This is a genomic window from Halorubrum sp. GN11_10-6_MGM (assembly GCF_005435165.1).
GTDB lineage: Archaea > Halobacteriota > Halobacteria > Halobacteriales > Haloferacaceae > Halorubrum.
In genome coordinates this window covers 1-14,517 of record NZ_SGUC01000025.1, presented here as the reverse complement: position 1 = coordinate 14,517, position 14,517 = coordinate 1, and the positions used below count along the sequence as shown (strand labels likewise).

Below are 14,517 nucleotides of genomic sequence, written 5' to 3'. Positions count from 1 at the left end.
GGTCGAGATGTATGAGACAGTATAGGAGTTTCAGATCCTGATGTCATCGAACCGTATATTGACACACTTGTCGAGGTATTTGGCGAGCCGAAGCGAACGCGAGCGACTCCATTTCTCCCGCACAACGTAACCGGATTCGGCCTCGCGGCGGGATCCGCAACCGCGATTCTTTTTAAACGCCGGCCGCGAGTGAGGTCCGTGTTCGCCGGGGGCGACGAGTACGGGATCGACCTTTCGGTCGACGGGGCGGCCGTCGAGCGACTGCTCTCGGTCCACCCTTCCGACGTCGCGGTCGCCGACCGGCTCACGTTCGCGCGCAACGTGTTCATCCCGCTCACGACTGCGTGTCGCTACACCTGTACGTACTGTACCTACTACGACGTGCCGGGCGAGGCGTCGCTGCTGTCGCCCGAGGAGGTGCGCGAGCAGTGTCGCGTCGGCGCCGACGCGGGCTGTACGGAGGCGCTTTTTACCTTCGGCGACGAGCCGGACGACCGGTACACGGCCCTCCACGAGACGCTCGCGGAGTGGGGGTTCGACTCGATCCACGAGTACCTCTATCGCGCCTGCGAGATCGCCTTGGAGGAGGGGCTGCTCCCGCACTCGAACCCCGGCGATCTGACCGAGGCGGGGTTCGCAGACCTCCGCGAGGTGAACGCGTCGATGGGCGTCATGCTGGAGACGACCGCCGACGTCGACGCGCACGCCGGGGGACGCCGGAAGACGCCCGGCCAGCGGCTCAACACGATCCGCGCGGCGGGCCGGCAGGGCGTGCCGTTCACCACCGGCATCCTCGTCGGGATCGGTGAGGACTGGCGCGACCGCGCCGAGAGCCTGCTCGCGATCCGCGACCTCCACGAGCGCCACGGCCACGTTCAAGAGGTGATCGTCCAGAACGTCGTCCCCAACGAGCGCTCCGACTTCCCGAAGCCGGACCTCGACACGATGCGCCGAGTCGTCGCGATGGCGCGGGCGGCGCTACCCGAGGAGGTGTCCGTTCAGGTGCCGCCGAACCTCTCGCCGGCCGCCGATCTGGTCGACTGCGGGATCGACGACCTCGGCGGCGTCTCGCCGGTGACGGACGACTACATCAACCCGGCGTACGAGTGGCCCGACCACCGGGAACTGGAGGCGGTCGCGGACGCGGGCGGCGTCCCGCTCCGCGAGCGCCTCCCGACGTACGCCCGGTACCTCCCCGACGAACTCCGGCCCGCGGGCGTCGAGTCCGCGCCCGAACCGGCCGGTCGCGACGAGTGGGTTCCGGCGGCGGTCCGGGAGCGGATCGCCGCGGACGACGTCCACGGCCGACGGCTGCGCGCGGTCGCTCGGGGGGACGGCCCGCTCGCGGTGCGAGGCGACTGACCCCTCGTCGCCCGGAGCGCGAGCGGGCCGCGGCCGCGTCCCGACCCGGAGTTCGGACCGCGCCGAGTTCTGCCCCGGCCGGAGTTCGGACCGCGCCGAGTTCCGCTCGGACTGGCTCTCACACCGAACGTAAACAACCGCGCTGCCAGTAGCTTCTTTATATAGTCGCCCGAAAGGTGGGACGATGTACCCCTTACAGCTCGACGCGATCACGAACGCGGTCGACGTGGCGGCGATCGCCGTGACGTTGGTCAGGTTCGTCGCCGGCTTCCTCGCCGTGTTGCTGCTCGGAAAGCTCGCCGTCATTCCGGGATTCCGTCGGATCGCCAGATCGCGCGGGTTCGACGAGGCGGTCGTGAGCCTCGGCACGAACGTCCTCAACGCCGTCGTCTGGGTGGCGGCGATCGCGATCGGCTTCGCCGTGGCCGGTTACGGCGCGTTCCTCTCGGCGTTCGCGGTGTTCGGCGGCGCCATCGCGCTCGCGGTCGGCTTCGCCGCACAGGACCTCCTCGGCAACTTCGTCGCCGGGGTGTTCATCTTGAAGGACAAGCCGTTCGAGGTCGGCGACTGGATCGAGTGGGACGGGAACAGCGGTCGCGTCGAGGAGATCGACCTGCGGGTCTCGCGGGTCCGGACGTTCGACAACGAGCTGGTGACGGTGCCGAACGGCGACCTCGCGAACAGCGCGGTCACCAACCCCGTCGCCTACGACACGCTCAGACAGAAGTTCGTCTTCGGGATCGGCTACGACGACGACATCGCGGAGGCGACCGACATCATCGTCGAGAAGGCCGAGGCCCACGAGGAGATCCTCGACGACCCCGGCGTCTCGGTCCGGCTCGTCGAGCTCGGTGACTCCGCCGTCGGGCTCCAGTCGCGCTGGTGGATCGCCGACCCCGACCGCGGCGACTTCGTCCGCGTGCGCTCCGAGTACGTCACCGCGGTGAAGGAGGCGTTCGACGAGGCCGGCATCGACATGCCGTACGTCCACCGGCAGCTCACCGGCAGCGTCGAAGTCATCGAGGACGTCGCCGCCGAGGAGTAGGCCTCACCCGACCTCTTCTTCGGCGTCGCCCCGGTCGGGCCGGTACTGTCGGCTGACGGCCTGCCACCGGTTCGACCGGAACCGGTAGCCGTTCAGCCCGGCCGGCACGAGCTTCTCGGCCACGAGCGCCGCGTAGAGGCCGGCGACGCCGAGCGGCGTGACGAGCCCGACCAGCGCGACCGGGAGCGCGAACGCGTACAGCCCGATCATCGACGCGACGAAGGGCCACCGCGTGTCGCCCGCGCCGCGCAGCGACCCCGTGATCGAGCCGTCGACGCCGAGCGGGACGGCGCTCACGGCGGCCGCGACGACGAACGCCGCGGTCGCGCTCACCGCGGCCGGGTCGTCGACGAACACGCCCGCGATCGGCGTGGCGGCGGCGATCACCGCGGCCGACGCGAGGACGTAGACGACCGCCGAGAGGGCGATCACGTCGCGGCCGTAGGCGGTCGCGAGCGACTCCTCGCCCGCCCCGAGCCGCTGGCCGACGAGCGTGCTCGCGGCGATCGAAAAGCCCCAGCTGAAGCTGCCGAGCAGTGCCCGCACCCGGCGGCCGACCTCCAGGGCGGCGACGACCGCCTCGCCGAACGACGACGCGATCCACAGCAGCGGGAAGACGACGACCCCCTCGGCGACGCGGCGCGCGATCAGGGGGGCCGAGACGCGGAGCAGCTGTCGGGTCAGCCCGGCGTCGAGCCACGGGCCGGAGCGCCCGACCGGGACGGGCGACGCGCCGCGGCCGAAGTACGAGTGGCCGGACATCCCCCACGCGAGGACGACGCCGACGGCGGCGATGGAGACCGCGGTGCCGAGTCCGGCGCCGAACACGCCGAGTCCGGCGCCGAGGACGAGCCAGACCGTGAGGACGACGTTCAACAGCGCGCCGCCGGCGCGGGCGACCATCGGGGTGACCGTGTCGCCGACGCCGGCGTACGTCCGGCTCGCGATCATGTTGAAGAACTCGAAGGCGAGCGCGGGCGCGGTGACGACGAGGTAGGTGGTCCCGGCGGACAGCGCCGCCCCGTCGCCGCCGACGAGGCCGATCAGCCGCTCCGCGCCGAGGATGTAGCCGGCGACGATCGGCGCGGCGAGCAGCGCGGCCACGAGCAGCGACTGCTTGACGACGAGCCCCGCCCGCCCGCGGTCGTCGCCGCCGTAGTTCTGCGAGACGAGCGAGACGGTGCCGCCCGCGAGTCCGATGGAGACGAACTTCGCCAGCTGCCAGAACGCGAAGGCGTACCCGAGCCCGGCGACCGCCGAGACGCCCAACGCGTAACCGATCACCGCGAGGTCCACGGTGTTTTTCGACATGATCGCGAACCCCGTCACGATCCGCGGCCACGCGAGCCCCATCGTCTCGTCGAGCCGCGACCGGTCGATAATTCCGGCCCGATCGAGCGCGCCCGCGACCGCCTCGCCGACGCGCGCGGCGCCGTTGCGGAGCCGGGATAGCATTCGAACCACGGTACGGGCCGGGCGGGCTTGTGTCTGTCCGTCCGCGTCGCGAGGGGAGGCGTCCGTCGACGTCGGCGTCAGTCGCCTTCGAGCAGCGACCGAGCCCGTTGTACGTAGGCGTTCGCGTCCCAACTCCGAGCGTCGCCGATCGAGATGAGAGCCACCCTCGCGTCGCCCGCCGAAAGCGCGTCGGTCCGGACGAGGACCGAGAGGAGCGTCGGCGTCGTGACGAGCCGCGTGTCGGCGAGCGACGCGTGAACCAAGCCGAGCTGGGTGAACTCGTCGCAGAGCAGCAGCGCGGCGTTGAGATCGTTCGCGAGGGCGACGGCGGCGTTCTCGCCGTCGTCGAGGGGGAACTCCGCGTCGAGTTCGACCGATCGGGTCGATATCGCTCCGGTCCGATCGAGAACGGCGGTCGCGGCGCGGCCGTGCGCGTCGTCGTACGAGGCGGTCTCTCGGAGCTCTTCAACGACAACCGTCGGGACGACGACCTCGTACCGCTCCGCGCAGGTCGAGAGTGGGTCGGGGTCGTCACCGGTGGCGATCCCGAGGCTCACGAGGCCGGAGGTGTCGGCGACGAGCCGGGCCATCTACGCGTCGGCGACCTCGTCGACGAACCCCTCGTCCAACTGCCGTTTCAGCACGCGGAGGTTCGCGGCCTCCTCGGCGCCGACGAGCGCCTTGAGCTGCTCGAAGGTGATCGCGTCGTCGTAGTAGGCGGCCGCGATCTCCTGAGTGAGCGCGTCGTCGTGGGCCGCCTCTTGGAGGTACTCTCGCAGCGCCGTCACGAGGATGTCCGTCCGGTCCTCCCCGAGCACGTCCGCGAGCGCGTCGGTCCGGTCGATGAGTCGGTGCGGCGCCCGGAACTGGACCCGCTTCTTGTCGCTGCTCATCGTGTGTACGATGTGAGCCGGCGCACTTAGCGCTTTGCGTGTGTACAACGTGAGCATATCGGCCGGTTCGCCGGACCCGTCCCGGTGGAGCGGTCCCGGAGCGCAACCGTTTTTATCGAACCACGAGTTGTACCACTAATGAATATCAACGAGTGGCGAACGTACCTCGTCACGGCGGCGAGCCGCTCGGCGGGGCGGTCGACGCCGGAGGTGGTCGCGGCCGCGCTGGAGGGCGGCGTCGACGTCGTCCAGCTCCGCGACAAGGCGACGACCGACCGCGAGCGCTACGAGACGGGGCTCCGGCTCCGCGAGCTGACCGCGGAGGCGGGCGTGCCGCTCCTCGTGAACGATCGGATCGACCTCGCGGCCGCGATAGACGCCGACGGCGTCCACCTCGGACAGTCGGACCTCCCGGTCGCGGTCGCCCGCGAGCGGCTCGGCGAGGACGCCGTCGTCGGCGTCTCGGCCTCGACGGTCGAACAGGCCGAGACGGCCGCGGCGGCGGGCGCGGACTACCTCGGCGTCGGCGCCGTCTACGGCACCGACTCGAAGGACGTCTCGGGCGACCGGGACGGGATCGGCACCGAGCGGATCGCGGCGATCGCCGACGCGGTCGCGGTTCCGGTGATCGGGATCGGCGGGATCGACGCGGGAAACGCCGCGCCCGTGGTCGAGGCGGGCGCGACCGGCGTGGCCGCGCTGTCGGCGGTCACGGCCGCCGAGGACCCGGCAGCGGCGACCGCGGCGCTTCGGGAGTCGGTGACGGAGTGATGGAGCGGCGGAGTGACGTGCTGACGCGGTGACGGCCCCTCAGACCTCGCGCTCGTACTCGGGGTCGAACAGCCGCGCCGACATCGGCGCCGGGTCGCCCTCGGTGAGGTTGTACGCGGAGAAGTCGGTGACGCCGGCCTCGCGGAGCAGCTCCTCGTCGTAGAAGCTCTCGCCCGTACACTCGGCGGGGTCGCGCGCGAGGATTTCGAGCACCGCGTCGGAGACGATCTCGGGGGTGCGCCAGTCGTCCTCGGTCCCGAGCCCGAAGTAGCGCGTCGCGCGGGTGTCGATCGTCGTCACGGGCCAGAAGGTGTTACAGCCCACGTCGTCGCCCGCGAGCTCCTCGGCGAGCGAGAGCGTGACGAAGGACATCCCGAGCTTCGACCACGCGTACGGCGCCTTGCCCGGCGAGCGGTCGGTCGTGACCGGTGGCGCGTTCGTCAGCAGCCACGCCTCGTCGAGCCCCGCGAGGTGGTCGGCGAACGCGTGCGCGACGAGGTGGGTCCCGCGGACGTTCACGTCGGTCAGGAGGTCGAAGCGGTCGGCCGGCAGGTCCGCGACGTTCGCCAGCTGGATGGCGCTCGCGTTGTTGATCACGATGTCGACCTCGCCGAAGCGGTCGATCGACTCCTCGACGACCTCGTCGACGCGCTCTTCGTCGCGGAGGTCGAGTTCGAGCGCCAGCGCCTCCGGTCCGCGCTCGCGCACCTCCCGGGCCGTCTGCTCGATCGACCCCGCCAGCTCGGTGTCGTCGTCGTCCGTCGTCTTGCCGGTCGAGACGACGTTACAGCCCTGCTCGGCGAGCGCGAGCGCGATCTGCTTGCCGATGCCGCGAGTCGTTCCGGTGATGAACGCCGTCGAGCCCGAGAGGTCGGGGTCCGCGAGTGGCATACCCCTCGTTCGACCGACCGAGGGATAATTCTCGGTGGTCGAATCGCGGAATCGACGATGTGCTGTGTAAATACCCGCGAGAGGTGGCGCTATTCACTTATAAACAACAACTGCGGTGGCGCGTGCCTCCGAGGCCGCGGTGCGGCCGAGGAGCACCGCGCGAGGGAGTCGGCGGCGACCATCGGGAGCCGCCGACGAGGCTGGGGAGGCGTGAGGTGCCGTGCGGTTGCGGTGCGGGGTGGGACTCAAAGCCCCAGTCGCGAGGACGACCCGCGACTCGCTGCGGTCCTCAGTCGCTCGCTTCGCTCGCTCCTTGCGGTCCTTGCGTCGTCGAGGGTCGTCCTCGCGACTGGGGCTTTGGCGGTGTTCAGCGCCAATCCGCGATCGGATATTTACAAACGAGCGACTGGAGTCATAGCGCCCTTCCCCGCCGACCCGAGCCCAATCTACCCCTACCGCGTCGCCGACTTCCACTCCCGGAGCCCCACCCGCTCGCCGTTCACGTCCTCGGCGGGCGCCTCGGTGGCGGCCCAGACGAACAGCGGCGCGACGCTCTCGGGGTCGCGGGCGCGCTCCTTCCCCGTGAGGTCGGTGGCGACGAGGCCGGGGTCGACGACGCCGACCGTCGCCGAGAGGTCGGCGGCGAAGCCGCGCGCGACCGCCTCGGCGGCCGCCTTCGACACCGCGTACGCGCCCATCCCCGGCTTCGACTCGGCCGCGACCGCGCCCGACGGGACGAGGACGCGTGCGTCGTCGGCGAGGTGAGGGGTCGCCTCCGTTATCGTCGCGAACACGCCGCGGGCGTTCGTCCGCATCGTGTCGTCGTAGTCGGCGTAAGTGACCTCTGTCGTCGGTCGCTCGCCCGGCGCGCCGTGGAACACGCCGGCGTTCGCGAACACGACGTCGACCGGGCCGGCCTCGCGGGCGACGCGCTCGAAGAACCGTTCGAGGTCGAACTCGTCGCGCACGTCGACGCGGGCGCCCCACGCCGTGCCGCGGTCGGCCGCACCGTCGGCGGCGTCCGCGCCGCCCGCCCCCTCGCCGTCGGCGTCGACGTCGCGTTCGCCGTCCTCTCCATCGCCGTTCAGCGCCGCGACGGTCCGATCGACGGCCGCGCCGTCGCGCCCGGAGACGGCGACGAACGCCCCCTCGTCGACGAACGCCTCGGCGACGGCTCGCCCGATCCCGCTCGTTGCGCCGGTGATCGCGACCGTCAGGTCCATGTGAACTCGGGTACGCGCGACGGCGACTTAGTGGTATCCACTCGGCGCATCTGGCCGGTATTTATACCGGTTCCGTCCGTAGCTTCGGACATGGACGTGGTCCCGGACATCGACGGCGTCGCCGGCGAGTCCGTCGTCGTGATCGGCGGCGGATTCGGCGGCCTCTCGACGGCCTGTTACCTCGCGGACGCCGGCGCGGACGTCACCCTCTTGGAGAAGAACGAGCAGCTCGGCGGGCGCGCCAGCCGGCTCGAAGTCGACGGCTTCCGCTTCGACATGGGGCCGTCGTGGTACCTGATGCCGGACGTGTTCGAGCGCTTCTTCGGCCACTTCGACCGGTCGCCCGACGAGTTCTACGAGTTAGAGCGCCTCGATCCGCATTACCGCGTGTTCTGGAAAGACGGGGACCAGGTCGACGTGCTGCCGGACCGCGAGGCGAACAGGGAGATATTCGAGTCGTACGAGCCCGGCGCGGGCGAGGCGTTCGACGCGTACTTGGAGGAGTCGGAGCGGACCTACGAGATCGGGATGGAGCACTTCGTCTACGAGGACCGCCCGCGGCTGCGCGACTACGTCGACCGCGACGTGCTCCGCTACTCGTGGGGGCTCTCGCTTCTGGGCAAGATGCAGGGGCACGTCGAGAAGTACTTCGACCACCCGAAGCTCCAGCAGCTGATGCAGTACACGCTCGTGTTCCTCGGCGGCTCGCCGACGAACACGCCCGCGCTGTACAACCTGATGAGCCACGTCGACTACAACATGGGCGTCTACTACCCCGAGGGCGGGATCGGCGCCGTCGTCGACGGGATCGTCGAACTCGCGGAGGAGCTCGGCGTCGAGTTCGTCACCGACGCCGAGGTGACCGGGATCGAAGGTCGGTACGGCGCCTTCGCGGTCGACACCACGGGCGGGGAGCGCTACCTCGCGGACCGGGTCGTCTCCGACGCCGACTACGCGCACACCGAACAGGAGCTGCTGCCCGAACACAAGCGACAGTACACCGAGGAGTACTGGGAGTCGCGGACGTACGCGCCGTCCGCGTTCCTGTTATACCTCGGCGTCGAGGGCGACGTGCCGAACCTCGAACACCACACGCTCGTCCTCCCGACCGACTGGGACGGGCACTTCGCGCAGATATTCGACGACCCCGAGTGGCCCGACGACCCCGCGTACTACCTCTGCGTCCCCTCGAAGACTGACGATACGGTCGCGCCTGAGGGCCACAGCAACCTCTTCGCCTTGGTGCCGATCGCGCCCGGGTTGGCAGACACACCCGAGATCCGGAACCGGTACCGCGATCTCGTGATCGACGACATCGCCGAGAACGCCGACACGGACCTCCGCGGGCGGATCGTCGTCGAGGAGACGTTTTCGGTCGACGACTTCGCGGACCGCTACAACAGCTACGCGGGCAGCGCGCTCGGGCTGGCGCACACGCTCACCCAGACCTCGCTGCTGCGCCCGCCGCACGTCTCCGACGCGGTCGACGGGCTCTACTTCACGGGGTCGACGACGACGCCCGGCATCGGCGTCCCGATGTGTCTCATCAGCGGGGGGCTGACCGCGGAAGCGATGGCCGACGACGACGTGTGATCGCCGCCGTGAGCGACCAGAACCGACCCGAGACCGACGGCGAGCGAGCCGCCGGAGAGAGCCGGGACCGACCCGGCTCGGAAGAGGCGGACCGGGCCGCGACGGGAGAGCGGGGCCAGGCCGCCGGCACCGGCCGCGAGGGACTCCGGTACCTACTGGTGCTGTCGCGGCCGCGCTTCTGGCTCTACCTCGCCGGGCCGGTCGCGGTCGGCGTCACCTACGGTATCGACGCCGTGAGCGGGCTGTTCACGCCCGTCACGGTCGCGCTCGCCGGGTACTTCCTCGTCCCCGCGAACGTGTTCCTCTACGGCGTCAACGACGTGTTCGACGCCGACATCGACGAGGTGAACCCCAAGAAGGATGACCGAGAGGCGCGCTGGCGGGGGAGCCGGTTCGTCTCCGCCGCGGTCGTCGCCTCCGGGCTCCTCGGGCTGGCGACGCTCGCGATCACGCCCCGGGTCGCGTGGCCGTACCTGATCGGATTCTTCGTCTTGGCCGTCGGCTACAGCGCGCCGCCCGCGCGCTTCAAGACGACGCCGTTCCTCGACTCGCTGTCGAACGGGCTGTACGTCCTCCCGGGCGCGGCGGCGTACGCGACGGTCGCGGGCGCGCACCCGCCACTCGCGGCGCTGGCGGGCGCGTGGCTCTGGACGATGGGGATGCACACGTTCTCCGCGATCCCCGACATCGAGCCGGACCGCGCGGCGGGGATCGACACGACCGCGACCGTCCTCGGCGAGGCGCGGACGTACGCCTACTGCTTCGCGGCGTGGACCGCCGCGGCCGCCGCGTTCTGGCTTGTCGACCCCCGTCTCGGGGCGCTGCTCGGCGTGTACCCGCTGTTCGTCGCGTGGGTTGCGCGCTCGGCTGTCTCCGTCGACCGCGCGTACTGGTGGTTCCCGGCGCTGAACACCGTCGTCGGCACGCTGCTGTCGATGGGCGGCCTCTGGCGGGTGTACCCGCTCTGGGAGGCGCTGCCGTGACCGACTCGACCGCGACGACGGGGTCGCGGCTCGACGCGCTCCGCGAGCGCGCGCCCGACACGCGCGACGAGGCGGAGGCGCTGCTCGACCGGATCGTCCGCGAGAACCGCTTCACCATCGCGGTCGTCTTCCCGCTCGTCGGCGCGCTCGCGCTCGTCGGCAGCGCTGAGGGGTGGGTGCCCGAGCCGTTCGCCTTCCACCCGTGGTTCGTCCTGTTCGGCGTGATCGTGATGCGGTCGCCGCTCGTCGTCGGGGTGTTACCGACGGTCGACCGCCGCGCGCTCGGGTGGATCGGCGTCCTGATCGCGTACACTTACCTGATCGAGGGGGTCGGCGTCGCGACCGGGTGGCCGTACGGCGAGTTCGCGTACACCGTGGACCTCGGGCCGATGCTCGCGGGCGTGCCGGTCGCGCTCCCCGTCTTCTTCATCCCCCTCGTGTTGAACGCCTACCTGCTGTGTCTGCTGTTGCTCGGTCCGCGAGCCGACAGCGTCTGGGTCCGACTGGCGACGGTGATCCCGGTCGTCGTCGCGATGGACGTCGTCTTAGACCCCGGCGCGGTGTCGCTCGGCTTCTGGGACTTCGGCGGCGGCGCGTTCTACGGCGTCCCGCTGTCGAACTATGTCGGGTGGGTGCTGTCCGCGATCGTCGCCGTCGTCACGCTCGACCGCGCCTTCGCCGAGGCGGGGATCCGCGAGCGACTCCGCGACTGCGAGTTCATGCTCGACGACATGGTGAGCTTCGTGATCCTCTGGGGGGGAATCAACGTCTGGTTCGGGAACCTCCTGCCCGCCGCGGTCGCGGCCGCGTTCGGGGTCGGCCTCGTCCGCGCCGACCGGTTCGACACGCGGCTGTTCACGCAGTGGCGGCGGTAGCGAGCGTTCGGTGTCGTGAGCGCTGACGGCCGTGAGCGAGCGTTCGGGCCAGCGCACGCGGCCCTGAGGCGCCGACCGACTCGGTTGCCCTTATATACCGGTGTCTCGTCTCTTCGACTGTGATCAACGGCGGCAACCGCAGCGGACGGGGGGACCGGGGGGACCAACTGCGATGAGCGGCCTCGCCATCGACTACGGCGACCACGACCGGCTGTGCGAGGTCGTCGACCGCCTGACCTACTGCGCCGAGGGCGTCAGCGTCTCCTTCGACGGGTGGGAGGAGCCGCACGTGAAGGGGCCGGGACTGTACTTCGCCGTCATCGGCGACAGCGACTACGGTGCGTACGCCGACCCGATGGGCGACAACCGCTGGCCGCGCGACACCGCGCCCTCCGTCTTCGACGGCGACGCGCTCGCGACCGCCGCCGAGTCGGTGAGCGTCGCGCAGGACGGGGGCGTCGTCGTCGCGGTCGACGGCGAGATCGAGACGCAGATGGTCAGGTTCCGCGACCTGGGCACCCGCGACGAGGAGACCGATCTCGTCGACGACGTGAGCTACGAGCCGTGGATGGGGTCGCGCCACATGAGCGCGATCGAGACCTCCGTCCGTCCCGAGGTCGTCGCGACCGTGACGCTGAGCGAGGAGACCGGCCGCGTCAGCGTCTTCCGCGACGGCGAGGCCGACACCATGCGCCGCGAGGAGATCGGCGGCCGCTGGCGCGGGGAGTAGCGCGCCAGCGGCCGCCGACCTCCGGCGTCGACTCCGCGCGCGGCGTGGAGCGCTCCCGGACCCCGACACAGAGGCCCCATCGTTAAGCCGGTCCCGGGCGAACGCTCGCGCATGTACGACGAGATTCTGGTGCCGACCGACGGGAGCGATGCGGTCGACCGCGCGCTCGACCACGCGATTCGGCTGGCGACGGACCACGACGCGACGCTCCACGCGCTGTACGTGGTCGACCAGCGGGTCACGACCGCGAACTCGGGCGACCTCCACGACGAGGTCGTCGACGACCTCGAATCGCAGGGGGAAAGCGCGGTCGAGGCGGTCGCCGACGCGGCAAGCGAGGCCGGTCTCGACGCCGAGACCCACATCGCACACGGGACGCCGGACGCCGAGATCGTCGCGTACGCCGACGATGTCGGTATCGACGTGATCGTGATGAGCCCGGAGGGAAAGTCGCCGCGCGAGCGGATCCGGTCGCTCGGGAGCGTCTCCGACCGCGTCGCCGACGACGCGTCGGTGCCGGTGTTCCTCATCAAGTGACCGGGCGTCCGGGCGACGCCGACCGGGCCGACCCCGCCAGCGGCCGGCCGCCGTGCGTCCGAGCCAATTAGGTGGGTTCGGCCGCGACCCGTCCGCATGGAACTCACCGTGCTCGGGTCCGGCAGCGCGATGCCGGTCCCCGACCGCGCGCAGGCTGGGTACCTCCTCGACGACGGCGACCGGTCGCTGCTCGTCGACTGCGGCAGCGGCGTCCTCCAGCGGCTCGCCGGCACCGACACCGGCTACGAGGGCGTCTCGACCGTCCTCCTCACGCACCACCACCTCGACCACGTCGCGGCGCTCCTCCCCCTCCTGAAGGCGCGCTGGCTCGCCGGCGAGGAGCACCTCGAAGTCGTCGGCCCCCCCGGCACGAAGTTGCTCATCGACGGGCTGCTCGACGTTCACGACTACCTCGACGGTCGGATCGATCTCGCCGTGCGCGAGGTGTCCGCCTCACGGTCGTTCACCGCCGGCGGGTTCGACGTGGCCGCCCGCGAGGTGCGGCACTCGATGGACGGGTTCGCGTACCGCTTCTCGCCGCCGAGTTCGGACGCGGCGCCCGCGGACGGCCCGCTCGTCTGCTCGGGCGACACCGAGGCGTTCGCGGGGATGGCGCGGTTCGCGGGCGGCGCCGACTGCCTCGTCCACGACTGCTCGTTCCCGGACGACGTCGACGTGTCGAACCACCCGAACCCGACGAGCCTCGGCGAGTCGCTCGCGGGCGCGGAGGTCGGGACGCTCCTCCTCTCGCACCTCTACCCGCACACCGGCGGCCGCGAGCGCGAGATGGAGGCGAGCGTCCGCGAGGCGGGGTTCGACGGCGAGGTCCGGGTCGCGACCGACGGGCTCCGCGTGTCGCTGTGAGAGGGCGATACGGGCGGAGATCGTAACCCGAAGCGGGCCGCGTCGCGGCCGCGACGTAACCAAAGGGTGTTACGCACCCGCACGAATGACCCGGTTATTTAAGCGCGCGTAGTCGCTTCCATCTCCCATGGCCGGTCCACTCGCGGACGACTTCGGACGGGAGGTGACGGGCGTGCGGATCTCGCTCACCGACCGGTGTAACTTCGACTGCGTCTACTGTCACAACGAGGGGTTAGGCGACACGCGCGGGCCGATGGAGCCGAGCGAGTCGGAGATGAGCGCCGACGACGTGGTCCGCTTCCTGGAGGTCGTCGAGGGATACGGCGTCGACGCCGTGAAGTTCACCGGCGGCGAGCCGATGCTCAGGCAGGATCTGGAGGAGATCATCGAGCGCACACCCGACTCGATGGAGGTCTCGATGACGACGAACGGCACGTTCCTCCCCGGGCGCGCGGCGGACCTGAAGGTCGCCGGGCTCGACCGCGTCAACGTCTCGCAGGACGCGCTCGACCCGGACGACTTCGCCGAGGTCACGAAGTCGGGCGCCTACGAGAAGGTCCTCGAAGGCGTGAAGGCCGCCGTCGACGCCGGGCTCGACCCCGTGAAGCTCAACATGGTCGTGTTCACGCACACCGCGGGCTACGTCGAGGAGATGGTCGAGCACGTCGCCGACAACGAGGGGCTCCAGCTCCAGCTCATCCAGTACATGCCGGAGCTGACGGGCCGCCCCGAGTGGAACGTCGACATCGGACGCGTCCACGACTGGCTCGCCGAGAAGGCGGACCGCGTCGAGCACCGCGAGATGCACGACCGGAAGCGCTACTTCGTCGGCGAGGCGAGCGACGACGAGACGGGCGGCATGGTCGAGATCGTCGACCCCGTCGAGAACGAGGACTTTTGCGCGAACTGCGGCCGCGTCCGCGTCACGCATGAGGGGTACTTGAAGGGCTGTCTCAACCGCAACGACGACCTCCGGTCGATGGGTGAGATGACCCGCGAGGAGATCGCGGAGACGTTCGAGGAAGTCGTCGCGAATCGGGTGCCCTACTACGGCGAGTACCTGATCGAGGGTGACGACGGCGGCTACGAACTCAACGATAAGTACCTCGGGACGCCGAGCGCGGCGGACTGAGTTGGTGTACCGAGAGTGGGTAGACTTACGAATCTCGTATGTGTTTAGCCCGAGATCGATTTCGGTACTCTCTCGTAGGAGCCGTTTGAGAGGTATCGTAGATCGATGCAACAGGCGAGCAAGTGGATTCCTGAGGGATGGTCTCCGATCAGGAGACCATCCC

Annotated in this window: 15 protein-coding genes; 10 read left to right on the top strand and 5 right to left on the bottom strand. The window is 70.4% G+C overall.

Annotated elements, in window-relative coordinates:
- Positions 1-198: 198 nt before the first annotated feature.
- Together cofG and EXE46_RS11915 are read left to right on the top strand one after the other, a co-directional pair.
- On the top strand, positions 199-1,362 hold the full coding sequence (gene cofG, locus EXE46_RS11920) for a 7,8-didemethyl-8-hydroxy-5-deazariboflavin synthase subunit CofG (protein WP_137688614.1): 1,164 nt from the start codon (positions 199-201) through the stop codon (positions 1,360-1,362).
- 184 nt (positions 1,363-1,546) lie between these two features.
- Positions 1,547-2,407, top strand: coding sequence for a mechanosensitive ion channel family protein (locus EXE46_RS11915; RefSeq protein WP_137688613.1), 861 nt, complete (start codon positions 1,547-1,549; stop codon positions 2,405-2,407).
- Between the two features lie 3 nt (positions 2,408-2,410).
- On the opposite strand, the gene EXE46_RS11910 is transcribed toward EXE46_RS11915, so the two are convergent.
- From EXE46_RS11910 to EXE46_RS11900, 3 genes are all read right to left on the bottom strand, one after another.
- Positions 2,411-3,862, bottom strand: coding sequence for an MATE family efflux transporter (locus EXE46_RS11910; protein WP_137688612.1), 1,452 nt, complete (start codon positions 3,860-3,862; stop codon positions 2,411-2,413).
- A 77-nt stretch (positions 3,863-3,939) separates the two neighbouring features.
- Positions 3,940-4,452 carry a hypothetical protein gene (locus EXE46_RS11905; RefSeq protein ID WP_137688611.1) on the bottom strand — a complete coding sequence of 171 codons (513 nt, stop codon included), beginning with the start codon at positions 4,450-4,452 and terminating at the stop codon, positions 3,940-3,942.
- On the bottom strand, positions 4,453-4,755 hold the full coding sequence (locus EXE46_RS11900) for a hypothetical protein (RefSeq protein ID WP_137688610.1): 303 nt from the start codon (positions 4,753-4,755) through the stop codon (positions 4,453-4,455).
- 138 nt (positions 4,756-4,893) lie between these two features.
- Here EXE46_RS11900 and thiE point away from each other — a divergent pair, with 138 nt between their 5' ends.
- Entirely contained in the window at positions 4,894-5,526 is a 633-nt protein-coding gene (gene thiE / locus EXE46_RS11895) for a thiamine phosphate synthase (protein WP_137688609.1), read from the top strand.
- Between the two features lie 39 nt (positions 5,527-5,565).
- On the opposite strand, the gene EXE46_RS11890 is transcribed toward thiE, so the two are convergent.
- Positions 5,566-6,417 carry an SDR family oxidoreductase gene (locus EXE46_RS11890; protein WP_137688608.1) on the bottom strand — a complete coding sequence of 284 codons (852 nt, stop codon included), beginning with the start codon at positions 6,415-6,417 and terminating at the stop codon, positions 5,566-5,568.
- 452 nt (positions 6,418-6,869) lie between these two features.
- Entirely contained in the window at positions 6,870-7,640 is a 771-nt protein-coding gene (locus EXE46_RS11885; RefSeq protein ID WP_137688607.1) for an SDR family oxidoreductase, read from the bottom strand.
- A gap of 90 nt (positions 7,641-7,730) precedes the next feature.
- Between EXE46_RS11885 and EXE46_RS11880 the strand changes: the two genes are divergently transcribed.
- From EXE46_RS11880 to moaA, 7 genes are all read left to right on the top strand, one after another.
- Positions 7,731-9,233: an NAD(P)/FAD-dependent oxidoreductase gene (locus EXE46_RS11880; protein ID WP_137688606.1), complete on the top strand. Its 1,503-nt coding sequence runs from the start codon at positions 7,731-7,733 to the stop codon at positions 9,231-9,233.
- The gene (locus EXE46_RS11875) at positions 9,230-10,216 is read left to right on the top strand and encodes a prenyltransferase (RefSeq protein WP_137688605.1); all 987 of its coding nucleotides are present in this window, start codon (positions 9,230-9,232) and stop codon (positions 10,214-10,216) included. The genes EXE46_RS11880 and EXE46_RS11875 overlap by 4 nt, the downstream gene beginning before the upstream one ends.
- Positions 10,213-11,091 carry a bisanhydrobacterioruberin hydratase gene (cruF, locus tag EXE46_RS11870; RefSeq protein ID WP_137688604.1) on the top strand — a complete coding sequence of 293 codons (879 nt, stop codon included), beginning with the start codon at positions 10,213-10,215 and terminating at the stop codon, positions 11,089-11,091. The genes EXE46_RS11875 and cruF overlap by 4 nt, the downstream gene beginning before the upstream one ends.
- 172 nt (positions 11,092-11,263) lie before the next feature.
- Positions 11,264-11,821: a diadenylate cyclase gene (locus EXE46_RS11865; RefSeq protein WP_137688603.1), complete on the top strand. Its 558-nt coding sequence runs from the start codon at positions 11,264-11,266 to the stop codon at positions 11,819-11,821.
- Positions 11,822-11,932: 111 nt separating this feature from the next.
- Complete coding sequence (locus tag EXE46_RS11860) at positions 11,933-12,358, top strand: universal stress protein (protein WP_137688602.1); 426 nt, start codon at positions 11,933-11,935, stop codon at positions 12,356-12,358.
- Positions 12,359-12,454: 96 nt separating this feature from the next.
- A complete protein-coding gene (locus EXE46_RS11855; protein ID WP_137688601.1) occupies positions 12,455-13,222 on the top strand; it encodes an MBL fold metallo-hydrolase in 768 nt (255 codons plus the stop codon).
- Between the two features lie 127 nt (positions 13,223-13,349).
- Complete coding sequence (gene moaA, locus EXE46_RS11850) at positions 13,350-14,354, top strand: GTP 3',8-cyclase MoaA (RefSeq protein ID WP_137688600.1); 1,005 nt, start codon at positions 13,350-13,352, stop codon at positions 14,352-14,354.
- Positions 14,355-14,517: the final 163 nt, after the last annotated feature.

What these genes read in the sequence shown, in the direction of transcription:
- EXE46_RS11915 (WP_137688613.1), top strand. Translation starts at nt 1,547, where the DNA reads ATGTACCCCTTACAGCTCGACGCGATCACGAACGCGGTCGACGTGGCG.
- EXE46_RS11910 (WP_137688612.1), bottom strand. Translation starts at nt 3,862, where the DNA reads ATGCTATCCCGGCTCCGCAACGGCGCCGCGCGCGTCGGCGAGGCGGTC.
- EXE46_RS11905 (WP_137688611.1), bottom strand. Translation starts at nt 4,452, where the DNA reads ATGGCCCGGCTCGTCGCCGACACCTCCGGCCTCGTGAGCCTCGGGATC.
- EXE46_RS11900 (WP_137688610.1), bottom strand. Translation starts at nt 4,755, where the DNA reads ATGAGCAGCGACAAGAAGCGGGTCCAGTTCCGGGCGCCGCACCGACTC.
- thiE (WP_137688609.1), top strand. Translation starts at nt 4,894, where the DNA reads ATGAATATCAACGAGTGGCGAACGTACCTCGTCACGGCGGCGAGCCGC.
- EXE46_RS11890 (WP_137688608.1), bottom strand. Translation starts at nt 6,417, where the DNA reads ATGCCACTCGCGGACCCCGACCTCTCGGGCTCGACGGCGTTCATCACC.
- EXE46_RS11885 (WP_137688607.1), bottom strand. Translation starts at nt 7,640, where the DNA reads ATGGACCTGACGGTCGCGATCACCGGCGCAACGAGCGGGATCGGGCGA.
- EXE46_RS11880 (WP_137688606.1), top strand. Translation starts at nt 7,731, where the DNA reads ATGGACGTGGTCCCGGACATCGACGGCGTCGCCGGCGAGTCCGTCGTC.
- EXE46_RS11865 (WP_137688603.1), top strand. Translation starts at nt 11,264, where the DNA reads ATGAGCGGCCTCGCCATCGACTACGGCGACCACGACCGGCTGTGCGAG.
- EXE46_RS11860 (WP_137688602.1), top strand. Translation starts at nt 11,933, where the DNA reads ATGTACGACGAGATTCTGGTGCCGACCGACGGGAGCGATGCGGTCGAC.
- EXE46_RS11855 (WP_137688601.1), top strand. Translation starts at nt 12,455, where the DNA reads ATGGAACTCACCGTGCTCGGGTCCGGCAGCGCGATGCCGGTCCCCGAC.
- moaA (WP_137688600.1), top strand. Translation starts at nt 13,350, where the DNA reads ATGGCCGGTCCACTCGCGGACGACTTCGGACGGGAGGTGACGGGCGTG.